At 74.2% G+C, this 21574-nt stretch carries 26 protein-coding genes; 4 read left to right on the top strand and 22 right to left on the bottom strand.

What is annotated here, in order from left to right:
* The 12 genes from E4P40_RS11385 to E4P40_RS11330 all read right to left on the bottom strand — a co-directional run.
* Positions 1 to 986: AAA family ATPase (locus tag E4P40_RS11385; protein ID WP_167762188.1), on the bottom strand; the 986-nt coding region annotated here is incomplete at its 3' end.
* Between the two features lie 84 nt (positions 987 to 1070).
* Positions 1071 to 1274, bottom strand: a complete 204-nt coding sequence (locus tag E4P40_RS11380) for a hypothetical protein (protein WP_135158746.1) — start codon at positions 1272 to 1274, stop codon at positions 1071 to 1073.
* A gap of 151 nt (positions 1275 to 1425) precedes the next feature.
* Positions 1426 to 1692, bottom strand: a complete 267-nt coding sequence (locus E4P40_RS11375) for an acylphosphatase (protein WP_135158745.1) — start codon at positions 1690 to 1692, stop codon at positions 1426 to 1428.
* Entirely contained in the window at positions 1689 to 2561 is an 873-nt protein-coding gene (gene mutM / locus E4P40_RS11370; RefSeq protein WP_135158744.1) for a bifunctional DNA-formamidopyrimidine glycosylase/DNA-(apurinic or apyrimidinic site) lyase, read from the bottom strand. Before mutM ends, E4P40_RS11375 begins: the two co-directional genes overlap by 4 nt.
* Positions 2562 to 2567: 6 nt before the next feature.
* A complete protein-coding gene (gene rnc / locus E4P40_RS11365; protein ID WP_135158743.1) occupies positions 2568 to 3302 on the bottom strand; it encodes a ribonuclease III in 735 nt (244 codons plus the stop codon).
* 25 nt (positions 3303 to 3327) lie between these two features.
* Positions 3328 to 3507, bottom strand: coding sequence for a 50S ribosomal protein L32 (gene rpmF / locus E4P40_RS11360; RefSeq protein WP_135158742.1), 180 nt, complete (start codon positions 3505 to 3507; stop codon positions 3328 to 3330).
* A gap of 2 nt (positions 3508 to 3509) precedes the next feature.
* Positions 3510 to 4133 carry a DUF177 domain-containing protein gene (locus E4P40_RS11355; protein WP_135158741.1) on the bottom strand — a complete coding sequence of 208 codons (624 nt, stop codon included), beginning with the start codon at positions 4131 to 4133 and terminating at the stop codon, positions 3510 to 3512.
* A 101-nt stretch (positions 4134 to 4234) separates the two neighbouring features.
* Positions 4235 to 4891: a hypothetical protein gene (locus E4P40_RS11350; RefSeq protein ID WP_135158740.1), complete on the bottom strand. Its 657-nt coding sequence runs from the start codon at positions 4889 to 4891 to the stop codon at positions 4235 to 4237.
* The gene (gene coaD / locus E4P40_RS11345) at positions 4888 to 5370 is read right to left on the bottom strand and encodes a pantetheine-phosphate adenylyltransferase (protein ID WP_135158739.1); all 483 of its coding nucleotides are present in this window, start codon (positions 5368 to 5370) and stop codon (positions 4888 to 4890) included. The genes E4P40_RS11350 and coaD overlap by 4 nt, the downstream gene beginning before the upstream one ends.
* Positions 5367 to 5921 (bottom strand): 16S rRNA (guanine(966)-N(2))-methyltransferase RsmD, encoded by a 555-nt coding sequence (rsmD, locus tag E4P40_RS11340; RefSeq protein ID WP_135158738.1) that lies wholly within the window; start codon positions 5919 to 5921, stop codon positions 5367 to 5369. The genes coaD and rsmD overlap by 4 nt, the downstream gene beginning before the upstream one ends.
* Positions 5921 to 8122, bottom strand: a complete 2202-nt coding sequence (gene recG / locus E4P40_RS11335) for an ATP-dependent DNA helicase RecG (RefSeq protein WP_135158737.1) — start codon at positions 8120 to 8122, stop codon at positions 5921 to 5923. The genes rsmD and recG overlap by 1 nt, the downstream gene beginning before the upstream one ends.
* A gap of 4 nt (positions 8123 to 8126) precedes the next feature.
* Positions 8127 to 9746 carry a DAK2 domain-containing protein gene (locus tag E4P40_RS11330; RefSeq protein ID WP_135158736.1) on the bottom strand — a complete coding sequence of 540 codons (1620 nt, stop codon included), beginning with the start codon at positions 9744 to 9746 and terminating at the stop codon, positions 8127 to 8129.
* A 184-nt stretch (positions 9747 to 9930) separates the two neighbouring features.
* Between E4P40_RS11330 and rpmB the strand changes: the two genes are divergently transcribed.
* On the top strand, positions 9931 to 10122 hold the full coding sequence (rpmB, locus tag E4P40_RS11325; protein WP_012950027.1) for a 50S ribosomal protein L28: 192 nt from the start codon (positions 9931 to 9933) through the stop codon (positions 10120 to 10122).
* A gap of 99 nt (positions 10123 to 10221) precedes the next feature.
* Here rpmB and E4P40_RS11320 read toward each other — a convergent pair whose 3' ends face one another.
* The 5 genes from E4P40_RS11320 to E4P40_RS11300 all read right to left on the bottom strand — a co-directional run bounded on the left by E4P40_RS11320 (position 10222) and on the right by E4P40_RS11300 (position 14884).
* Positions 10222 to 12009 carry an HNH endonuclease signature motif containing protein gene (locus E4P40_RS11320; RefSeq protein WP_135158735.1) on the bottom strand — a complete coding sequence of 596 codons (1788 nt, stop codon included), beginning with the start codon at positions 12007 to 12009 and terminating at the stop codon, positions 10222 to 10224.
* 81 nt (positions 12010 to 12090) lie between these two features.
* Positions 12091 to 12675, bottom strand: coding sequence for a DUF664 domain-containing protein (locus E4P40_RS11315; RefSeq protein WP_135158734.1), 585 nt, complete (start codon positions 12673 to 12675; stop codon positions 12091 to 12093).
* A 40-nt stretch (positions 12676 to 12715) separates the two neighbouring features.
* On the bottom strand, positions 12716 to 13336 hold the full coding sequence (locus E4P40_RS11310; protein WP_245160274.1) for a cytidylate kinase-like family protein: 621 nt from the start codon (positions 13334 to 13336) through the stop codon (positions 12716 to 12718).
* Entirely contained in the window at positions 13333 to 13857 is a 525-nt protein-coding gene (locus tag E4P40_RS11305; RefSeq protein ID WP_135158732.1) for a GNAT family N-acetyltransferase, read from the bottom strand. The genes E4P40_RS11310 and E4P40_RS11305 overlap by 4 nt, the downstream gene beginning before the upstream one ends.
* A complete protein-coding gene (locus E4P40_RS11300) occupies positions 13841 to 14884 on the bottom strand; it encodes a thiamine-phosphate kinase (protein ID WP_135158731.1) in 1044 nt (347 codons plus the stop codon). The genes E4P40_RS11305 and E4P40_RS11300 overlap by 17 nt, the downstream gene beginning before the upstream one ends.
* A gap of 107 nt (positions 14885 to 14991) precedes the next feature.
* On the opposite strand from E4P40_RS11300, the gene E4P40_RS11295 reads away from it, so the two are divergent.
* Both E4P40_RS11295 and E4P40_RS11290 read left to right on the top strand, forming a co-directional pair.
* Positions 14992 to 15225, top strand: coding sequence for an Lrp/AsnC ligand binding domain-containing protein (locus E4P40_RS11295; protein WP_135158730.1), 234 nt, complete (start codon positions 14992 to 14994; stop codon positions 15223 to 15225).
* Positions 15204 to 15833, top strand: a complete 630-nt coding sequence (locus E4P40_RS11290) for a DUF3515 domain-containing protein (protein WP_245160273.1) — start codon at positions 15204 to 15206, stop codon at positions 15831 to 15833. The genes E4P40_RS11295 and E4P40_RS11290 overlap by 22 nt, the downstream gene beginning before the upstream one ends.
* A gap of 3 nt (positions 15834 to 15836) precedes the next feature.
* Here the strand turns inward: E4P40_RS11290 and E4P40_RS11285 are convergent, their stop codons facing one another.
* On the bottom strand, positions 15837 to 16490 hold the full coding sequence (locus E4P40_RS11285) for a hypothetical protein (protein ID WP_245160272.1): 654 nt from the start codon (positions 16488 to 16490) through the stop codon (positions 15837 to 15839).
* A 30-nt stretch (positions 16491 to 16520) separates the two neighbouring features.
* Positions 16521 to 17672 carry a D-alanine--D-alanine ligase family protein gene (locus E4P40_RS11280; protein WP_135158729.1) on the bottom strand — a complete coding sequence of 384 codons (1152 nt, stop codon included), beginning with the start codon at positions 17670 to 17672 and terminating at the stop codon, positions 16521 to 16523.
* A 40-nt stretch (positions 17673 to 17712) separates the two neighbouring features.
* Between E4P40_RS11280 and E4P40_RS11275 the strand changes: the two genes are divergently transcribed.
* Positions 17713 to 18492, top strand: a complete 780-nt coding sequence (locus E4P40_RS11275; RefSeq protein ID WP_135158728.1) for a CDP-alcohol phosphatidyltransferase family protein — start codon at positions 17713 to 17715, stop codon at positions 18490 to 18492.
* Here the strand turns inward: E4P40_RS11275 and E4P40_RS11270 are convergent.
* The 3 genes from E4P40_RS11270 to E4P40_RS11260 form a co-directional block, all read right to left on the bottom strand.
* Entirely contained in the window at positions 18466 to 19593 is a 1128-nt protein-coding gene (locus tag E4P40_RS11270; protein WP_135158727.1) for a cystathionine gamma-lyase, read from the bottom strand. The two genes, E4P40_RS11275 and E4P40_RS11270, sit on opposite strands and share 27 nt — an antisense overlap.
* Positions 19594 to 19667: 74 nt before the next feature.
* On the bottom strand, positions 19668 to 20663 hold the full coding sequence (locus E4P40_RS11265) for an NAD(P)H-dependent glycerol-3-phosphate dehydrogenase (protein ID WP_135158726.1): 996 nt from the start codon (positions 20661 to 20663) through the stop codon (positions 19668 to 19670).
* Complete coding sequence (locus E4P40_RS11260) at positions 20660 to 21487, bottom strand: lysophospholipid acyltransferase family protein (RefSeq protein ID WP_135158725.1); 828 nt, start codon at positions 21485 to 21487, stop codon at positions 20660 to 20662. The genes E4P40_RS11265 and E4P40_RS11260 overlap by 4 nt, the downstream gene beginning before the upstream one ends.
* Positions 21488 to 21574: the final 87 nt, after the last annotated feature.

Here is a 21574-nt window from a genome sequence, read left to right as displayed (position 1 = left end):
TGGTCGGGGTCGCGGCCGGGCGCGGCGGCGGGGGCGGCGGCGGAGAGGTGCCGGTGGCGTTCGGCGGCCAGCTGGGCGATGCCGCGGAAGCGCTCGCCGAGCGTCGAGAGGCGGTACCAGCTGTCGGACGCGGCCTGCAGCACGGGCGCGCTGGCCGCGAGCTCGGACTCCAGCGCCGCCTCGCGCCGCGAGGCGACGGCCAGTGCTCCGTCCACCTCGGCCCGGCGGGCGCGGGCGGCGGTCTCGTCGGCGACGTCCTTGTCCAGGGCCTCGCGCAGCTGCACCAGGTCGTCGGCGAGCAACCGCAGCCGGGCGTCGCGGAGGTCGGCCTGGACACCGGCGGCGCGGCGGGCGACCTCCGCCTGCTTGCCCAGCGGGGTCAGCTGGCGGCGCAGCTCCGTGGTGAGGTCGGCGAGCCGGTCGAGGTTGTGCGACATCCCCTCGAGCTTGCGGAGCGCCTTCTCCTTGCGCTTGCGGTGCTTGAGGACGCCGGCGGCCTCCTCGATGAAGGCGCGGCGGTCCTCGGGGCGGCCGGAGAGGACGGCGTCGAGCTGCCCCTGGCCGACGATGACGTGCATCTCGCGGCCGATGCCGGAGTCGCTGAGCAGCTCCTGGACGTCGAGCAGGCGGACCTTGTCGCCGTTGATCTCGTACTCGCTCTCACCGGAGCGGTACATGCGGCGGGTGATCGACACCTCGGTGTACTCGATCGGCAGCGCGCCGTCGGAGTTGTCGATGGTCAGCGTCACCTCGGCGCGGCCCAGCGCGGGGCGGCCGGCGGTGCCGGCGAAGATGACGTCCTCCATCTTGCCGCCGCGCAGGCTCTTCGCGCCCTGCTCGCCGAGAACCCAGGCGATGGCGTCGACGACGTTCGACTTGCCGGACCCGTTGGGGCCGACGACGGCGGTGATCCCGGGCTCCAGCCGCAGCGTGGTGGCGGACGCGAAGGACTTGAATCCCTTGAGCGTCAGGCTGGAGAGGTGCACAGAACGGCAACCTAACGGAGCGGAAGCCCTGAACCCCGCATATCAGGGTCTTCTGCTACGCGTGTGACGGAAAGGTCCGGCTGGTCAGGCCAGCGCGGGCTCGGCGTTGTCGCCGGCCATCGAGAGCAGTTCGTGGGCGATGACGGCATCGCGGGCTGCATTGTGCTGCACGCGGAGTTCCGCGAGCTCCTGCTCCAGCCGGCGCACCTTGGCTCGCAGGATCGCGTTCTCCTCCGCTACTCGAAGCTCCGCGGGTGCGACGACGTGACCGAACAGGGCCTTGGCCATAGCTGAAGCGGCCTTTCCGAGCGAGTGAGGGTGAGCCCGGCGCCCCGGAGTCCGGTCGGCGCGAGCTGTGGTATCCCCAGGGTGACAGGCCCGGACACGCAGGTCAACGCGAAGCATGCCTACTCCCCGTGTCGGGGGGATGTCGCGTTCGTCACTCTGTGGTGAACCCGCGACTTCCCTGCCCCGGCGCGTCCCGGGAGTCGACCCTGGTGACCGCTCCAGGCGCCTGGGGACCGTCGAGGGCGGCGAGCACCCGGGCGACGGCGTCGTCAGGTCCCTCGAGGACCACCTCGACCCGGCCGTCGGGGAGATTGCGCGCCGAGCCGGTGAGTCCGGCGTCCGATGCGAGGCCGCGGACGAACCAGCGGTACCCGACCCCCTGCACGGAACCCGACACGTGCGCGAGGACGCGCCTCATGCGCGGCGTGCGCGAGGGCGCGGCTGGCACTGCGGGCAGCTGTAGCTCGACCGGTTCATGAAGGACTCCCGGCGGATCGGCGTCCCGCAGCGGGGGCAGGGCCGGTCGGCCTGGCCGTAGACGGCGAGGAAGCGCGAGAAGTAGCCGCTCTGGCCGTTGACGTCGACGTACAGCGAGTCGAAGGAGGTGCCACCCTGGGCCAGCGCCTCCCCCAGCACGTCGCGGACGCCGTCGAGCAGGTCGGCGACCTGGGCGCGGGTGAGCTTCGCGGTCGGGCGGGCGCCGTGCAGGCGGGCCCGCCAGAGCGCCTCGTCGGCGTAGATGTTGCCGACGCCGCCGATGAGGGTCTGGTCGAGCAGGGCCCGCTTGACCTCGGTCCGCCGCCGTCGCAGGGCCGCGGAGAAGGCGTCGACGTCGAACGTCTCGTCGAGCGGGTCGATCGCGATGTGCGCGAGCCGGCCGGGGATCTCGCCGTCACTCTCCTCGACGGCCAGCCCCCCGAAGGTGCGCTGGTCGACGAAGCGCAGCTCGCGGCCGCCGTCGGTGAAGGTGAACCGCGCCCGCAGGTGCGTCTCGTCGGGCTGCGACGGCTTCTCGACCAGGAGCTGACCGCTCATGCCGAGGTGGGCGACCAGGGCGCCGCCGCCGGGCGTGCCGTCGGCCTCGGCCAGCGGGAGCCACAGGTACTTGCCGCGGCGCCGGGCGTCGGTGAACGTGCGCCCCGTCAGTGCCTGGACGAAGTGGTCGGCGCCCTCGAGGTGGCGGCGGACGGCGCGCGGATGGTGGACCTCGACCGTGGCGACGGTGCGGCCGGCGACCCACTGCGCCAGCCCGCGCCGGACGACCTCGACCTCGGGGAGCTCGGGCACGCCGGCTCAGCTCTCGGAGAGGGTGCGCCAGGCCGCCTCGGCGGCCTCCTGCTCGGCGGCCTTCTTCGTGCGGCCCCGGCCCTGGCCGTAGACCGTCCCGGCGAGGACGACCTCGGCGGTGAACGTCTTGGCGTGGTCGGGACCGTCGTCCTCGACGACGTACCCGGGCGCCCCGAGGCCGCGGGCGGCGCCGAGCTCCTGGAGGCTCGTCTTCCAGTCCAGGCCCGCTCCGCGGGTCGCGGACTCGACCAGCATCGGGTCGAAGAGCCGGTGGACGATCGCCGACGCGCTGTCCAGCCCGCACCCGAGGTGGATCGCGCCGATCAGCGCCTCGAGCGCGTCGGCAAGGATCGAGTCCTTCTCCCGGCCGCCGGTGGTCTCCTCACCGCGGCCGAGCAGCAGGTGCGGGCCGATCCCGCCGTCGCCGAGCCGCCGGGCGACGCCGGCCAGCGAGGTCATGTTGACCACGGAGGCTCGCAGCTTGGCCAGCTGACCCTCGGGCAGGTTCGGCTGACTGCGGTAGAGCTCGTCGGTGACGACCAGCCCGAGCACCGAGTCGCCCAGGAACTCCAGGCGCTCGTTGGTCGGCAGTCCGCCGTTCTCGTACGCGAACGAGCGGTGGGTCAGCGCCAGCCCGAGCAGCCCGTCGGGCAGCTCGACCCCGAGGGCGTCGGACAGCCAGCGGGCAGCCCGTTCGGCGTGCGCGTCCCCGCCCGGCGCGGGCGTGTCGGGACCTGCCACGACGGAGCGAGTCAGGGCTGTCGGCTCAGACGGAGAGGACCTGGCGGCCGTCGTACTGGCCGCAGGTCGGGCACGCCTGGTGCGGGGGCTTGAGCTCACCGCAGGCGCGGTTGGGGCACGGCGCCAGGGTCGGCGCGGTCGCCTTCCACATCGAGCGGCGGGAGCGGGTGTTGGAGCGGGACATCTTCCGCTTCGGGACAGCCACGGTCAGTTCTCCTCAGTGGTGGCGATCTCGCCGGGGGTGCCCGACGAGGAAGTGAATTTCTCGGCCAGACCGGCCCAGCGGGCGTCGACGACCTCGTGGGCGTGGTCGGCGGGCAGGTCGTCGAGGCGCTGCCCGCAGTCGACGCACAGGCCGGCGCAGTCCTCGGTGCAGACCGGGGCCAGCGGCAGGTTCAGGACGACGGTGTCGCGCGCCAGCGGTTCGAGGTCGAGGTAGTCGCCCTCGATGCGGCGGACCTCGTCCTCCTCGCTGGTGGCCTCGGTGGTGCTGCCGGAGTACGCGTACAACTCCTGGACCGAGAGGTGCAGGGTGTCCTCGATCGGCTCGAGGCAGCGGGCGCAGGAGCCCTCCACGGGGACGTCGAGGTCACCGGTGACGAGCACACCCTCCATCACCGACTCCAGCCGGAGCCGCAGCCGGACGTCGGCACCCGCGCGGGCGCCGATCAGCTCCACGCGCCAGTCCGCCGGGGCCGGCGCCGTCCGGTCGATCTCCTGCATGGAGCCCGCACGACGGCCGAGCTCGCGCAGGTCGAGCTTCCAGGGGTTGTCGGAGGGGCGCCGGGCGTCGGTGGACGCGGCGCCGGAGCGGGCGGAAGCAGCAGACATGTCAGTACTCGCGGTAGGCAGTGGGAGGAAGGCCGGCCGGGGACAGCTGGACAGCTGTGTCCCCGGCGGTCGGACCAGACAACGAGACTACCCGATCCTGCTCAGGGCTCCCGCAGCGTCGTCCGGGCCTTCTCCACGGAGTGCAGCATCCGCTCCAGCGTCGTCCCGAAGTCGGCGAGCCGGCTGTCGACGTACTGGTCGACCTCGGCGCGCATCCGGGCGACGTCGGCGGCGGTCTGGGCGCCGAGCTCGTCGGCCCGCGACACCGCCCCCCGGTAGACCTCGGTCTCGGTGATGAGGCGCTCGTGCTCGGTGACGCCGTCGGCGATCAGCGCCTCGCGGTGGGCCCGGCCCTCCGCGATCAGCCGCTGCGCCTCGGCCTCCGCCTCGGCGAGCAGTTCCTCGGCCTCGGCCTGCGCCTGGGCCAGCAACTCGTCGCGCTGGCGGCGGGCGGTGCCGAGCAGCTCCTCGCGCTGCCGCCGGGAGGACGCCAGCAGCTGTTCGCTCTCGCCGCGGGTGCGGCCGGTGAGCCGCTCGGCCTCGGCCTGCGCCTGCTGGAGGATCTCCGTGCGCTGCTCGACGATCGCACCGGCGGCCTGCACGTCCTCGGGCAGGGACTCGCGCAGGTCGTCGAGCAGGTCGAGCAGGTGGTCGCGGGGCACCATGCACGAGCCGGACATGGGCACGCTGCGGGCGTTCTCGATGACCGTCGTCAGCTCGTCGACGGTCTCGTAGAGGCGGTAGACGACCTCGGTCACGAGGTCTTCCGGGTGCGCTCGATGAGCCGGTCGTTGACGACCTTGGGCACCAGCCGGGCGACGTCGCCGCCGAACTGGGCGATCTGCTTGACCAGGCTGGAGGACAGGTGCCCCACCTGCGGGGCGGTCGGCACGAAGAGGGTCTCGATGCCGGCCAGCTCGCGGTTCATCTGCGCCATCTGCAGCTCGTACTCGAAGTCGCTGACCGCGCGCAGGCCCTTGACGATCACCGGGATGTCGTTGGCGCGGCAGTAGTCGACCAGCAGGCCCTCGAAGCTGTCGACGACGACGTTCGGCAGGTCGGCGACGGCCTCGCGCAGCAGCTCCATGCGCTCGTCGACGGTGAACAGACCCGCCTTGCCAGGGTTCACCAGGACGGCGACGACGAGCTCGTCGTACAGGCCGGCCGCCCGGTTGATGACGTCGACGTGACCGTTGGTGACCGGGTCGAAGGATCCGGGGCAGACGGCACGCCTCACGGGGACTGACCGTACCGGAGCTGGGCCTCGCCGTAGCGCCGGTCGCGCAGGCCGGTCAGGGGTGTCGGCCACGGCCAGGGCTCCTCGCGGCTCGACCGCTCGACGACCAGGACGGCGCCGGGGGCCAGCCAGCCGCCGCTGACCAGGGCGCGGAGCACTTCCTGCACCTCCTCGGCGGGTGTCGCGTAGGGCGGGTCGGCGAGGACGAGGTCGAAGGAGCCCGACGGCGCGCCGCGTACGACCGTGGGCACGGAACCGGCGACGACCCGGCCGCCGGGGAGCCCGACCGCGGCCAGGTTCTCCTTGAGCACCGGCAGCACGCCGGGCGAGGACTCGACGAAGACGACCTTCTCCGCACCCCGCGACAGCGCCTCCAGGCCCAGGGCGCCGGATCCGGCGTAGAGATCGAGGACGGCGGCGCCCCGGAGGTCGACCAGGGACGTCAGCGAGTTGAACAGGGCCTCGCGGGCCCGGTCGCCGGTCGGCCGGACGCCGGCGCGCGGCACCTTCAGCCGCCGTCCCCCGGCGACGCCGGAGACGATCCGTGTCATCAGGCCTTCTCCAGCCACTCCGCGCGCTCGTCGGTCGCGAGCGCGGCGACCTCGGCGGCGAGACCGGGATGGTCGGCCAGCCCGCGCTCCGTCTCCAGCAGCGCAGTGGCCTCGGCCCGGGCGGTGGCGATGAGCTCCTCGTCCTCGAGCAGCGAGAGCATGCGGACACCGGATCGCTTGCCCGACTGCGCGGCACCGAGGATGTCGCCCTCGCGGCGGGTCTCGAGGTCGAGCCGGGCGAGCTCGAACCCGTCGGAGGTCGCGGCGACCGCGGCCAGCCGCTGCCCGGTGAGCGAGGTGGTCCTGGCCTCGGTCACGAGCAGGCAGAGCCCGGCGTGCCTCCCCCGGGCGACCCGCCCGCGCAGCTGGTGGAGCTGGCTGACGCCGAAGCGGTCGGCGTCCATGACCACCATCACGGTGGCGTTGGGCACGTCGACGCCGACCTCGACGACGGTGGTGGCGACCAGGACGTCGAGCTCCCGGTTCGCGAACGCCTGCATGCGGGCGTCCTTCTCCTCCGGGGTGAGCCGCCCGTGCAGCACGTCGAGGCGCAGGCCGGCCTGCGGCCCGTTGCGCAGGAGCTCGGCGATGTCGAGGACGGCGAGCGGGGGTCGGCGGTCGGTGCGGGGTCCGTCGTCCGGCGCGCCGTCGGCGTCCTCGGGTTCGTCGTCGGCACCGGCAGCCACGTCGACGCTGTCGCCGATCCGCGGGCAGACGACGTAGGCCTGCCGCCCGGCGGCGACCTCTTCCCGCAGGCGTTCCCAGGCGCGGTCGAGCCACCCCGGCTTCTCCGCCACGGGGACGACCGAGCTGGCGACGCCGCCGCGGCCGCTGGGGAGCTGGCGCAGCGTGGAGATCTCGAGGTCGCCGTAGACGGTCATGGCGACCGTGCGCGGGATCGGCGTCGCGGTCATGACGAGGACGTGCGGAGGACGGCTGCCCTTGGCGCGCAGGGCGTCGCGCTGCTCGACGCCGAAGCGGTGCTGCTCGTCGATGACGACGAGGCCGAGGTCGGCGAAGTCGACGCCCTCCTGCAGGAGCGCGTGCGTGCCGATGACGATGCCGGCGCGGCCGTCGGCGACCTCCGCCCGCGCCTCCCGCTTGGCGGCCGTCTTGAGGGAGCCGGTGAGCAGGGTGACGCGGGTGCCGGCCGCGTCACCGTCCAGTTCGCCGGCGCGGCCGAGCGGGCCGAGCAGCTGGCGGATGCCGCGCGCGTGCTGGGCGGCGAGGACCTCGGTCGGCGCGAGCAGCGCCGCCTGGCCCCCGGCGTCGACCACCTGGGCCATGGCGCGCAGCGCGACGACGGTCTTGCCGGAACCGACCTCGCCCTGGAGGAGCCGGTGCATGGGCTGGTCGCGGTCGAGCTCGACGGCGAGCTCCTCCCCCACCTCGCGCTGCCCCTCGGTGAGCTCGAACGGCAGGGCGGCGTCGACGGCGTCCAGGAGGCCACCGGTCCTGCGGGATCGCGCGGTGCCGGGTTCGAGGGCGGCGGCCCGTCGCCGGGCGGCGAGGGTGAGCTGGAGGATAAGCGCCTCGTCCCACTTGAGGCGTTCGGCGGCGTGCTCGACGTCCTCCATCGTGGTGGGGCGGTGGATGTCGAGCAGCGCCGCGGCGAGCGACAGCAGGCCGTGGCGGGCGCGGATGTCCTCCGGCAGCGGGTCGACCACCAGGTCGCCGAACCCGCCCGAGGCGCCGAGGAGCAGCTTCACCGACTTCTGGATCACCCAGCTGGAGACGTCCTTGCTCGCGGGGTAGATCGGGACCAGGGCACGCGCCCAGTCGTCGTCCCCGGTGTCGTTGTCGAGCATGTGGCAGTCGGGATGGGTGAACTGCAGCTTGCCGGCGTACGTGCCGACCGTTCCGGCGAACAGTCCCCAGGCGCCCTGCTGCAGTCGGGCGTGCTTGTAGTTGAAGAAGACCAGCTTCATCGAACCGGCGCCGTCGCCGACCGTGACCTCGGTGATGGTGCCGTGCCGTTGGCGCATCCGGCGGCTGTTCACGCTGGTCACCTGGGCGAGGATCGTGACGCGGTCGCCGACCTGGAGGTCGTCCAGGCGGGCCATCTCGCCCCGCCGCGCGTAGCGCCGCGGGTAGTGGCGCAGCAGGTCGCGGACCGTGTGCAGGCCGAGCTGCTCGGCCATCCCGGTCGCGGTCTTCGGGCCGAGGACGCGGGCGAGGGGTGTCTCGAGGCTCACCGCCATGAGGTCACTCGACCCCGACCTGGAGCGGGATGCCGCTGGGGCCGCCGCGGTAGCGGATCACCTCGATGGTCGGGTGGACCGTCGCCAGGTGCCGGCAGACGGTGTCGCCGAGCGCCTCGTCCGGCCCGACCACCAGGGTCGCCATCTCGCCGCCGGCGGACAGCAGGCGGTCGAGCAGCTCGCACGCGACGGCGCCGAGGTCGTCGCCCAGGACGACGACGTCCCCCTCGGCGGAGCCCAGAGCGTCACCCGGCTGGCACCGGCCGGCGGAGGTGAGGGCCTCCTGCTCGGCCACGGTGATCTCGGCCCAGCGGGTCGCGGCCGCGGCCTCGGCCATGGCGATCACGTCGTCGCCGAAGCGGCGGGACGGGTCGGCGACGGCGATCGCGGCGAGCCCCTGCACCGGGGACCGGGTGGGGACGACGCCCACGTCGCGGCCCACGTCGCGGCCGCGGGCGGCAGCCCGGGAGGCGACCGGCGTCAGCTCGGCGTCGTTGGGGAGGACGACGACCTCGTAGGCGGTCGCGGCGATGATCTCGTCGAGGATGCGGTCCTCGGTGACGTCGTCCGGACCGCCGGACACGACACGGACGCCCTCACCGGCGAAGAGCTCGGCGAGACCGTCGCTGGTGGCGACGGCGACGATCGCGCGGGTGCCGTGGATCGGCGCCGCGGGCAGGACCGGGGCGAGCGGGGTGACCGAGATGCGGTGCGGCCGGCCGGCCTCGATGCCCGCCTCGATGGCGGCGCCGACGTCGGCGACGTGCACGTGGACGTTCCACTCGCGGCCGGAGGGGGTGTCGACGCCGACCACGACGAGGCTGTCGCCGAGAGCGGCGAGCCGCTCGTGCAGGCGCGCGACCGCGCTCTCGTCGGTGTCGGCGAGCAGGTACTGGACCTCGCTGCCGGGACCGGCCGGGGGCTGGTGCGGGCGGTGTTCGCCGCCGTGCTGGTGACCGTGCTTGGCGCCGTGCTCGCGCCGGGCGAGGGGCGGCCGGGCCGGTTCGACGCCGGTGACGGTCGTGACCAGCGCGTCGAGGACCAGGCACAGTCCCGCTCCCCCGGCGTCGACCACGCCCGCGTCGCGGAGGACGGCGAGCTGACTCGGTGTGGCCTCGAGCGCCGTGCGGGCGCCGTCGGCCGCGGCACGGACGACGTCGGCGAGGTCGGCCCGCCCCTCGTCGACGCACGCGACGGCCGACTCCGCCCCCGCGCGGGCGACGGTGAGGAACGTCCCTTCCTCGGGGTCCGCGACCGCGGTGTAGGCGGTGTCGGCCGCCTTCTGGAGGGCCGCGGCGAAGTCGGGGCCGTCGGCCGGCGGCTGGCCGGCGAGGTGGTCGGCGAGGCCGCGCAGCAGCTGGGCGAGGATGGTCCCGGAGTTCCCGCGGGCCCCGAGGACGGCGCCGCGGGCGAGCACCGACCAGGCCGACTCGGTCGTGCGGGGACCCTCGCGGTCGAGCGCGGCGACGGCGGCCTGGGCGGTGAGCAGCAGATTCGTGCCGGTGTCACCGTCGGGGACGGGGAAGACGTTGAGGTCGTCGATACGGCTCCGGGCCTCGGACAGGACTGCGACCGCGGCCCGGTACCACTCACCGACCGCGGCGTCGTCCAGCGCCTGCAGCACGGCCGGAGGGTACCCATGACGGGGGACAGGACCGGGGACGGCGACGGATTCCGGGCCGCATCGGACGACGCCCTGGGGGCGCGGCGACGTTCTCGGAGAACAGCGGTTAGACTCCTGGACGGTCTTCATGCGGGTGCTGCCTTGCCCCGCTGTCTGTGAACGAATTCTCTGGGAGTGATCAACCGTGGCTGCCGTGTGCGATGTGTGTGGCAAGGGGCCCGGTTTCGGTATGTCGGTGTCGCACTCGCACCGCCGCACGCCGCGCCGTTGGAACCCGAACATCCAGTCCGTGCGGGCGCTCGTCGCTCCCGGCAACCGTCGCCGGATCAACGCGTGCACCTCGTGCATCCGCGCCGGCAAGGTGGTGCGCGCCTGATCCAGGCGTGAACGCGTCCCCGGTCCGCCCGGGGTGAACCCCGGAGGTCATCGACCTCCGGGGTTCTTCGCGTTGACGCATCGATGAGGTCGCGCTGCATCAGAACGGCGCCGGGTCGGTTTCGAGGTCGCCGGGGGGTCGGGGGCGGCCGAGGACGCGTTCTCTCGGCGTGACTGGCGGGTGGAACGGCGGTGGGCACGGTGTCGGTGGTGGGAGGTCGCCGCCGCCGTAGGGCTGCGGGTGGGTGGTGATCCGTTCTCCGCCGGGCAGGCTCCATTCGAGGCCGCCGTCGGGCAGCCGGCGCATGCTCCAGCCCGGTGCCTGGTGGCTGAGCCGGTGGTGGTGGCGGCACAGGCAGCAGAGGTTGTCCGCACTCGTCGCGCCGGCGGGCCAGGGCAGGTTGTGGTCGACGTCGCAGCGGATCGCCGCCGCGCGGCAGCCGGGGAACCGGCAGCGCCGGTCGCGGGCGCGCACGAACCGCTGCAAGACCGCCGAGGGCGCGTAGCCGGCCGTCGGGGGTGGTGGGCCGAGGCCGGGCCCGCCGGGCGGGTGCTCGCAGGGGCGGCGGCCGGTGCGGCAGGCCGGCCGGCCGCAGGTGGCCGCGTCCCGGATCTCGGTGGCGTTGGTCAGGGCGAGCAGCTGGCCGGAGAGCTCGTCGACGACCGCGATGGTGGGCAGATGGGTGAGCGCGGTGCCCACCACGGTGCCCGGATCGAGCAGGTCGGCCAGCCCGGCCGCGGGTGTCCCGGCCTCCGCGGGCCGCACCTCTGCCGGCTCCGCATCGGTGGGCCCGGTGTCGGCGGCCGCGGTGTCGTCGGTCTCGGCCGCGGCCGGGGTGTCGGGTCGGGGCAGCAGGCCGAGGGCGTAGGCGAGTTCGCGGACCAGGTGCGCCGGCACGGGGTGGCCGTCGACCTCGCCCGGCTCGTCCCCGCCGGACAGGGTGGCCACCGAGGCGATCACCTGCAGATCGATGCCGACCGGCGGCCGGGCCGCGTCCGGGCGCAGGATCAGATCGACCAGGCAGTCCAGCATCCACTGATCCAGGGTCCGCTCATCACCCGGCGTCTTCGCTGCCTCGGCGTGCGCGGCCAGCGCCGTGCGGCAGGCCGCCGCCACCGGGATCGGCATCGTCGCGGTGAGGCCGGCCATCCCGTCCCGGCCGGAGAACATCCGCACCTGCCGGTCGCGGATCGCCGCGGCAGCCCGCCGCACCGCCGCCGACGCGTCGGCGCGCAGCACCGCCCGCTTGGCGGCCTCGCGCAGCTGGGGCACCGTCTTCCCGTCCGCCCGGCCCAGCACGTCGGCCTCCACCTCGGCCCGCACGGCGGGGGCGGTGAGCAGCGGCAGCACCTCGGCGAGCATCACCGCGTGCGGCCACGAGATCTCTCCGGCCGCCAACGCCGTCAGGGTCGCCGGGAGCTGCTCCACCAGGATGACCGACTGCTCCAGCAGCCGTGCGGCCGCGGCCGAGGACAGCCCCAACGACGCCATCACCTCATCGACGGCCCACTCACTCACCGTGGTGAGCGCCGCCGGGCGGGCCGCCCGCGAGGCCGCGGCCGCGGCACCGACCTCCGCCTCGGGCCGGTCCAGCACCGCCGCGGGGCGGCAGGCGGCGAACGCCGCCAACGCCCGCGCCTGCACCGCCGCCTGCCGGCCCTGTTCCCGGGCGGCCGTCGCCGCGTCCGCCAGATGACCCGCACCGGTCTCCAGCAGATCGGTGAGCGACGTCATCCGCTCCTCGAGCGGAGGCTCGGTGGCCCGCCGGCCGTGCGGTTCGAAGTCCACGACGAACACCGGACGGCCGGGCAGCTCCAGCAGGGCGGCCAGGTCCTCCTCCAGCACCGACACACCACCCCAGGTCGGGGGCATCGGTCCGTCGTACATGTGTTCGATCGTAGCGGTAGAGCGATCACCTGACCAGCGGAAACTGACCCTGTGGATGGACGTCCGACCTGTGGAGAAGCCTCAGCGACCGAACCAGTCCGCGCGGCCCGACGTCGGCCGCCAGTCCTCCGGCGGGTCCTCGCCGACCACGCCGTCCACCGCTTCGCGCAGCAGGTCGGCATGCCCGGTGTGCCGGCCGTACTCCTCGATCAGGTCGCAGACCAGCCGGCGCAGCCCGGCATGGCGACCATCGGGCATCGAGAGATGCACCTCCTGGTCCATGCCGCCGTCGGCCAGCGCGGCGTCGAGCCGCGTCTGCGACCGCCCGACCGCGTCGTCCCAGTACGCGTAGAGCTGCTCGGGAGCGTCCTCGGCGGCCGAGGTGAACGCCCAGTCGTCACCGCCGGCCCAGATGCTCTCCCACGGCTCACCGATCCGGGCCCCGCTCAGCCGGCGCGTGGAGATGTCGTCCTCCACGCTCGCCAGGTGCTTGAGCAGCCCGCCGATGGTCAGCGCGGAGGGTCCGATCCGGGTCCGCAGCCCGGCCGCCTCGAGGCCGTCGGCCTTCCAGCGGAACGTCGTGCGCAGCCGGTTGAGCGAACCCAGGAGGTGCTCGGTCTCGGTGCCCGCGAGGGGCGGCTCCCACGGGGGGTCGATGTCCGTCATGGGACGGCACCGTAGGAGCACCCCCCGACATCCGGCCAGCTCAGTCCGCGCCGATCCCCCGTGCCCGAGCCGCCGTCACGACGAGGTCGACCACCGTCTCGACGGGGAGCGCCGTGCTGTCCACGACCAGGTGGTAGTGCCGCGCCTCGCCCGGATCGCACCGGTAGAAGTGCCGGACGTAGGCCTCACGGGTGCGGTCGTTGGCCTCCATCTCGCGGCGGACCTCCTCGAGCGACCGGCCGGAACGCTCCACGGCCGCTGCCAGCCGCCGGTCGCGCGGGCCGTCCAGCCGCACGTGCAGCACGTCCGACCGGTCCCGCAGCACCAGGGCCCCGGCGCGGCCCAGCACCACTCCCCCGGCACCGGCCGCGATCTCCTCGAGCACCCGCTCGGTCTGCTGGCGGTAGGCGCGCGGGTCGGGGAGGGACGACGTCGGCAGCACGCCCCCGACCGGGTCCGGCATCGTCCCGAGCGACGCGACCAGCCGCCACAGCCCCCTGACGACGGTCTCGTCGTTGGCCTCCGCCTCGGCCACGGGGACGCCGAGCCGGCCCGCCACCTGGGCGGCGATCGCCCGGTCGTGGAAGGGCAACCCCAGCCGCTCGGCCACCGCCGGCGCGACCTCGGCACCCGCGGCGCCGTAGGCCGCTGAGAACGTCACGACTCCCACGGCGACTCCTCGGTCAGCACGAGCTCCTTGCCGAGGAAGACGGCACCCGGGGCGCAGGCGTAGACCCCGTAGCCCGTCACCGGCGTGTACCCGAGCCGGGCGTACAGGGCCAGCGCCTCGGGCTGCTCCTGGCCGGAGTTCAGGACGACCGATCCGTGCCCTGCCCGCGCCGCGCCGTCCTCCAGCTCGGCGACGATCAGCCGGGCCAGCCCCCGCCGGCGGAACGCCGGCTCGACGTACACCCGCTTGATCTCTGCCTCACCGGTCGGCAGGGCGCGCCACGCGCCGCACCCGACCGGGGCGCCGTCCACCTCGGCGACGAGGAACAGCCCGGCCGGCGGCAGGAACTCCGCCGGGTCGACGACCGCCTCGTCGGGGCCGCCGTACCGCTCGACGTACTCCTGCTGCACCTGCCCGACGAGGTACTGCGCCAGCGGGTCGTCGTACGGCAGCGCCCGCAGGCCCGCCACGGTGCCGTCCGGGAGCACCCGGCTCTCAACCGAAGTGGACATGTCCCGCTCCCTCCGCCCCGATCGCCGTGACGACGTCCGCCGCCGGTTCGCCGCTGACCAGCACACCACCCGGATTCTTCCCGCCCTTGCGCACCTCGCCGATCGGCGTCCAGCCGACCGGCAGCGGTGACCGCGCCGGGAACGTCGCCACGAGCGCGTGGTCCTCCCCGCCGGTGAGCACCCACGCGAGGGGGTCGACACCGAGGGCCGATCCGACCTGCTGCAGGGGGCCGACGGGTTCGAGGCACGCCCGCACCAGCGCCGCACGGTCCAGGTCGATCCCTACCCGGCTGGCCACCGCGATGTGGCCGACGTCGGCGAGCAGCCCGTCGCTGACGTCGCACATCGCCGTGGCACCGGCCTCGGCCGCGCCCGGTCCGGCCGCGTACGGCGGCGTCGGACGGCGGTGCGCGGCCACCGCGGCGATCGGGCTGCTGAACCCCCGGCGGAGCACCGCCAGCCCGCACGCGGCCCAGCCCAGCCGTCCGGCCAGCGCCACCACGTCACCGGGACGGGCTCCGGAGCGCAGCACGGGCGCCCGGCCCCCCAGGTCCCCCAGGGCGGTCACCGAGAGGACGACGGAGGCGCTGTCGGCCGCCGCCGCGACCAGGTCACCACCCACGACCGCCGCACCGAGGGGCGCGCACTCCGCCGCGAGACCGGCCGCCACGCCCTCGAGCCAGGACGTCTGCGTGTTCGGCGGGCAGGCGAGTCCGACCAGGAGCGCCGTCGCCACCCCGCCCATCGCGGCGACGTCGGCGAGGTTGGCCGCCGCCGCCTTGTGCCCGATGTCCTCCGCCGTCGACCAGTCCCGGCGGAAGTGCCGACCCTCGACCAGGACGTCGGTGGTCGCCACCACGCGCCCGTCCGGGGTCCTGAGGACGGCGGCGTCGTCGCCGGGGCCGACCTGCGCGGCGCGGGCCGAGCCGGCCTGGGCGAGCACGCGCCCGATCACACCGAACTCGCCGACGACCCGCACGGTGTCGGCCGGATCCCCGCGGGGGACGAGCGGGCGGGGCCGAGTCATCGGTCACCTTCCGTTGCTGAGGTAGGTTCCCGAACTGACCGCCACCCGGCGGGGACGACGAACCGGCAGTGTTGCCCGAGGCAGTGTTGCCCGAGAAAGGGTCTCCCGTGGTCCACGCCTACATCCTCATCCAGACCGAAGTCGGCAAGGCCGCCCAGGTGGCGGCGACCATCAGCGAGATTGACGGCGTGAGCAAGGCCGAGGATGTCACCGGCCCCTACGACGTCATCGTCCGGGCCGAGGCGGAGACGGTCGACGACCTCGGCCGCCTCGTCGTGGCCCGCGTGCAGTCGGTCGACGGCATCACCCGCACGCTCACGTGCCCGGTCGTCAACATCTGAGCGACGTCCCCCTGACCGAGGAGCCGACCCCGCCGGAGACGGCGCCCGCGGCACCACCCGAGGACCCGCTCCGCCGGATCGCGATCATCGCCACGGCGGTCCTGGTCCCGGTGGTGGTGGCGCTCGTCGTCCTCGTCAACGTCCTCGGCGGGAACGAGGACGACGACCCGGCGGACGTCGGCGCCGCCCCCACCTCGCAGCGCGCGGACCTCCCTCCCCTGCCGGTGGAGGTCCCGCCGGTCACGCCGGAGGCGGAGGCGTCCTGCCCTGCCCTGATGAGCACCCTTCCGCTCGAGCTCACCGGCGAGCTCTCGCGGCAGGTCGACTCCGACTCGCTCTTCGCCTATGCGTGGGGCGAGCCCCCGATCGTGCTGGTCTGCGGGGTCGACCGGCCGGCCGACTTCGTCGCCGGGGTCGGCCTCGTCCAGATCGAGGGCGTCCAGTGGTACGTCGACACCAGCGACCCCGACCTCACGGTCTGGACGGCGGTCGACCGGGCCGTCTACGTCCGGATCACGCTGCCCGCGTCGGTCGACAGCGCGCCGGTCACCTCGCTGAGCCCGGAGATCGCCGCCGCACTCCCCTACCGCGCACCGACGCCCGGATAGGCCTCAGCCGGGCGGCAGCTGCGCCAACTGGTCGGCCAGGACGGCGCGGACCTCCTCCTCGGCGGCGTCCACGGAGTCCGACACCGACGTGACCGAGACGCTGAACACGCCGTGGCCGCACCAGACGAACGCGGCCGGCCCGCTCAGCCCCACGTCCGGCTCGGTGTCGTCCACGGTCAGCATCCGGCAGCCGCCGGGCAGGTGCGGTGCGTTCTCCCGCAGCATGCCGCGGTACCGCTCGGCGTCGTTGCGGGCCAGGTCCTCGGCGTAGGCGCCGGCGCCCGCCCGCGACTCGAACTGGTCCACGAAGACACCGGTCACCGGGCCCGACCCCTCCCCCCAGAACCGCTCCCAGCCGTACCGGTAGCCGTAGTCCTCGAGGACCTCGCGCTCGCGGGCAGGGTTGTCGGAGTAGCCGGCGATGTCCTCCAGACGCTTCGCGCCGGCCGGCGGGTCCAGGTGGTCGTCGGCCAGCCGGGGCAGGCCCGACGGGACCGACGCGACGACCAGGGCCTCGAGCTCCTCGGGCGAGTCCACCGAGTCCACGGCCGCGCCCGCCGTCGGGACGCCGTCCACCGAGTGGCTGCAGCCGGCCAGGGAGACCACGAGCAACAGGGCGGCCCCTCCGCGCCGCAGGGGGCCGTGCCCTCGGATCACCGAGACCCCTGGATCACCGGGACCCCGGGATCACCGAGCGGTCCGGGAGCCGCCGTCCAGTGCGGAGATCACCAGCCGATCGACGAGCTCCGGGTAGCTCAGCCCCGTCGCCGCCCACATGCGCGGGAACATCGAGATCGGCGTGAAGCCCGGCATCGTGTTGACCTCGTTGATGACCAGCCGGTCGCTGCCGTCGGGGTTCGTGCCGAGGAAGAAGTCGACCCGCGCCAGCCCCCGGCAGTCCATCGCGAGGTAGGCGCGCCTGGACGCCTCCTGGACCGCGGCGGTCTGCTCCGGCGTCAGGTCGGCGGGGACGTCGAAGTCGACGGAGTCGTCGAGGTACTTGGCGGAGAAGTCGTACCAGTCGACGCCGGGCCGCAGCCGGATCTCGGCCGGCAGGCTCGCGTCGGGCAGCCCGCCACCACGGGGGGCGAGGACGCCGCACTCGATCTCCCGCCCCGGGACGGACGCCTCGACGATCACCTTGGGGTCGACGGCGGCAGCGGTGGCGACGGCCTCGGGGAACTGCGCCCAGTCGGTCACCTTGGTGATCCCGATGCTCGATCCCGCCCGGGAGGGCTTCACGAAGACGGGCAGCCCGAGCCGGCCCCGAGCCGCCTCGTCGAGCAGCGCCGGGTCGGCGCAGACCACGCCGGCGGCATCGCGCAGCACCACGTGGTCACCCTGGGGCAGCCCTGCGGAGGCGAGGAGCTTCTTGGTGAACTCCTTGTCCATCGACGCGGCGCTGGCGAACACGCCGGACCCGACGTAGGGCAGCCCCGCCATCTCCAGCAGCCCCTGGATCGTCCCGTCCTCGCCGTACGCGCCGTGCAGCACCGGGAAGACGACGTCGACCTCGGTGAGCGCCGGCCCGATCGCCGCCCCGGGCTCGAGGACGGCGAGGCCCCGCCCGCCCGGGTCGCCGACCAGCGAGACCGCCGTCCCCCCGCTGACCTCGGGCAGCGTCCCGCCGCTGATCGCCAGGCGCTGATCGGGGTCGGCGAGCACCCACCGCCCGTCCGGCGTGATGCCCACCCGGACCACGTCGTAGCGAATGGGATCCAGGGCGCCGATGACGCTCCCGGCCGAGACGCAGGAGATGGCGTGCTCGGCGCTGCGCCCCCCGAACACGACCGCGACGCGCACTCTGTCCGCCCTCAGCTGCCCGCCATCCCCACTCATCACCGCGACCCTAGTGGAGCAGGTGTGACAACCTCTGCGCGTGCGAGAGACCGGGGTTTCCGCGGCCCCACCCGAGCCGTTCTCCCCGGCGTTCCGCCTCGCCGGCGCCGCCGTGCACCTCTACACGGCCAGCGGCTCGGTCCTGGGCCTGCTGATCGTCCTGGCCGCGTTCGAGGGCGAGGTGGAGGCCGCGCTGTGGCTGGGTCTGGCCACGCTGTTCATCGACGGCACCGACGGGATGCTGGCCCGCCGGTTCCGCGTCAAGGAGACGATCCCCTGGTTCGACGGGGCCCGGCTCGACGACATCGTCGACTACCTGACCTACGTGTTCGCGCCGATCGTCCTGCTCTGGACGACCGGGCACCTGCCCGAGGGCGCGATCGGCTGGATGCTCGCGGCCGTGCCCCTGCTCGCGTCGTGCTACCAGTTCTGCCGGGTGGACGCGAAGACGTCCGACCACTTCTTCCTGGGCTTCCCGAGCTACTGGAACATCGTCGCCTTCTACGTGATCGTGCTCGACGTCAGCGACGTGGTGACCGGGGTGACGCTGGTCGTCTTCGCGGTGCTCGTCTTCGTGCCGATCCGGTACCTGTACCCGTCGCGCACGAAGGCCCTCCAGGGCCTCACCCTCGTGCTGAGCGCCGTCTGGGCGGTCACGTACGCCGTCCTCGTGGTGCAGCTGCCCGACCCGCACCCGTGGGTGGTCGCGGTGTCGCTCGCCTACATCGGCTACTACTGGGGCCTCAGCTTCTGGATGACGGCCCGCGGTGCCCACGGGCGGCGGATCGCGCGCTCAGTCGAGGGCAGCCAGGGCGACTGACAGGTCCTCGACGAGGTCGGCGGTGTCCTCGATGCCGCACGAGAACCGGACGAAGCCGGGGCCGACCGCGTCGGCGCCCCACTGGGCCCGCCGGTCGACGGTGCTGTGCACACCGCCGAAGCTGGTCGCCGCCGTCCACAGCCGGGTGGCCGCCAGGAGGCGCGCCACGGCGTCCTCGTCGGCCAGCTCCGCCGAGACGACGCCGTTCGGCCGCAGCATCTGCCGCGACGCGAGCCCGAACGAGGGGTCCGACGCCCGCCACGGCCACCGGACGCCGGTGACCGCCGGGGAACCGGCCAGCACCTCGGCGACCGCGGCCGCGTTGGCCGCCTGCCGGGCCAGCCGGAGGTCGAGGGTGCTCATCGACCGGTGGCCGAGCCACGCCTCGAACGGCCCCGGCGTGCTGCCGGTCCGGTCGCGGAAGCCCTTCACCCGCGCGTAGAGGTCCTCGTCGGCGACGCTCACGTGACCGAGCAGCAGGTCGCTGTGCCCGGTCAGCGCCTTGGTGTCGCTGCCGACCGTCATGTGCGCGCCCAGTTCGAGCGGCCGCTGGCCGAGCGGGGTGGCGGTCGTGTTGTCGACCGCGACCAGCGCGCCCGCCGCCCGAGCGGCCCGGGCGACGGCGGCGATGTCGCACACGTCGAGCCTCGGGTTGCTGGGGGTCTCCAGGACCACGAGCCGGACGTCGTCCAGCCCGCCGCCCGCGGCGAACTCACCGATCTCCGGAGTGGCCACGAGGTCGACCGCGATGCCGAACCGCTCCAGCTCCTCGGCGGCGAGCAGCCGGGTCGTGTAGTAGCCGTCCGACGGCAGGACGACGCGGTCGCCGGACCCCGTGCACGCGAGCACGGCGGCGGTGATCGCCGCCATCCCGGTCGCGAACGACAGGCAGCGGCCGCCGTCGAGTTCGCCGACCGCGGCCTCGAAGTCCCGGAGCGACGGCTGCTCGGTGCGGGCGTAGGCGTCGGCGCCGCCGGTGCGGGGCGGGAGGCTCCCGAGGTGGAACGGGCCGGCGAACACCGGGGACGGCCGCAACGGGGCCCCGGGGACGGCCGGCCCCTCCCCCGCCCGGACGGACCGGGTGCCGTCGCCCCAGCTCACTGCACCCGGTTCGCTCCCGAGGGGCCCTCCGCTCCTCGCTCGCTCCTCGCTGCGATGCTCAGGCCCCTGTCCGCTCACTCCGCCTTCGCCTCGCGAGTCATGATCTCCTTCACCATCTGGGCGGGCGCCTCGCCCTCGTGGCAGACCCGGACGACGGCCTCGGTGAGCGGCACGTACACGTCGTGGGCCCGCGCCAGGTCGAGGACCGAGCGGCAGCTCTTCACGCCCTCCGCGGTCTGGCGGGTGCTCTGCTGCACCTCCTCGACCGACATGCCCTGGCCGAGCTTCTCGCCGAACGTGCGGTTCCGGGACAGCGGGGAGCTGCACGTGGCCACCAGGTCACCCATGCCGGCCAGCCCGGCGAAGGTCGTGAGCTCCGCGCCGAGGACCATGCCGAGGCGCGCGGTCTCGGCCAGTCCGCGGGTGATCAACGAGGCGCGGGTGTTGTCGCCGAACCCCAGCCCCTCGGCGATGCCGCAGGCCAGCGCGATCACGTTCTTGATCGCCCCGCCGAGCTCGCACCCGACGACGTCGGGGTTCGTGTACGGCCGGAAGTACCGCGTGTGGCAGGCCGCCTGCAGCGCCGCGGCCCGGTCGGCGTCGGTGCACGCGATGACGGTCGCCGCCGGCTGCTCCTCGGCGATCTCGCGGGCCAGGTTCGGCCCGGAGAGGACGGCGACCCGCTCGGGCCCGGCACCGGTGACCTCGCAGATCACCTCGCTCATGCGCTTGCTGCTGCCGAGCTCGATGCCCTTCATCAGCGACAGCAGCGTCGCGTCTCCGGGCAGCAGCGGGGCCCACTCCGTCAGGTTCTCCCGCAGCGACTGCGACGGGACGGCCAGGACGACGATCTCGGCGTCGAGCAACGCCTCGCCGGGGTCGGCGGTCGCGCGCAGCGCCTCGGGCAGCCGCACGCCGGGGAGGTAGTCCTTGTTCTCGCCGTCGTCGCTGATCGCCTTGGCCAGCTCCTGGCGGCGGGCGTGCAGCGTCACGTCACAACCGGCGTCGGCCAGCACCTTCGCGAACGTCGTCCCCCACGACCCGGCGCCGAAGACCGCGGCGCGGGTCATGCGGCGCTCCCCGAGAGGTCACCCGGCAGCTCGCGCCGGGGACGCGGGTGGAACGACGTCGGCGCGGGGAGGGCGCGCAGCTCGGCCAGCTGGTTGCGCACCTCGACCATGATCAGGTCCGTCGTCTCGCGCAGCAGCTCGGTGCTCAGCGACCGGCCGGCGCGCACCTGCGCCCGCTGGGCCGAGAGGTCCACGGGCTCACCCACCAGGTAGTCGGCCGGCGCGCGGAAGCGCAGTCGCAGCTTCTTGCGGTGGTAGTCGTGCACCTCCTGCGGTCCCCACTGCGCCACCGGCAGGACGACGGCGTCGGTGGTCAGCGCGAGCCGCGCCACCCCGGTGCGTGCCTGCATCGGCCACCAGTCGGGATCGCGGGTCACCGAGCCCTCCGGGTAGATGACGACGACGTTGCCGGCGTCCAGGTCGGCCTTCGCCGCGTCCAGTGCCTCGTGCGCGTCGGCCGAGAACCGCGCGACCGGGATCTGACCGGCGCTGCGCAGGAGCGTGCCCGCGAAGCCCTTGAACACCGACTGCTTCGCCAGGAAGTGCGGCAGCCGGCCGTTGTCGAACACGAGCCGGGCGCACGCCAGCGGATCGAGGACCGAGACGTGGTTGGCGACCAGGAGCACCGGCCCGTGGGGCGGGAGCCGGTCGCCGTGGCGGTAGCGCAGCCGGAACATGAGCGAGGAGACCGGGTAGATGACGAGGATCGCGGCAACCATCCCGTAGGACAGCCTGCCGCGCGTGCGCCATCTCGGCGGGCGGCGACCCGCCGGCCGGTCGACGGCCAGCCGTCCCGCCCCGTCCGCGGACGTCTCCTCCGCCATCGGCCTGCCTTCCCTCGTTGCTGTGATCCTCCCCATGATCGACCCCGGGCACGCGCGGGCGGCGCACCGGGTCCCTCCCCGCGCTGT

This window comes from Blastococcus sp. CT_GayMR20 (assembly GCF_004570345.1).
The sequence above is the reverse complement of the archived record's forward strand: the minus strand, read 5'-3'. Positions and strand labels throughout refer to the sequence as shown.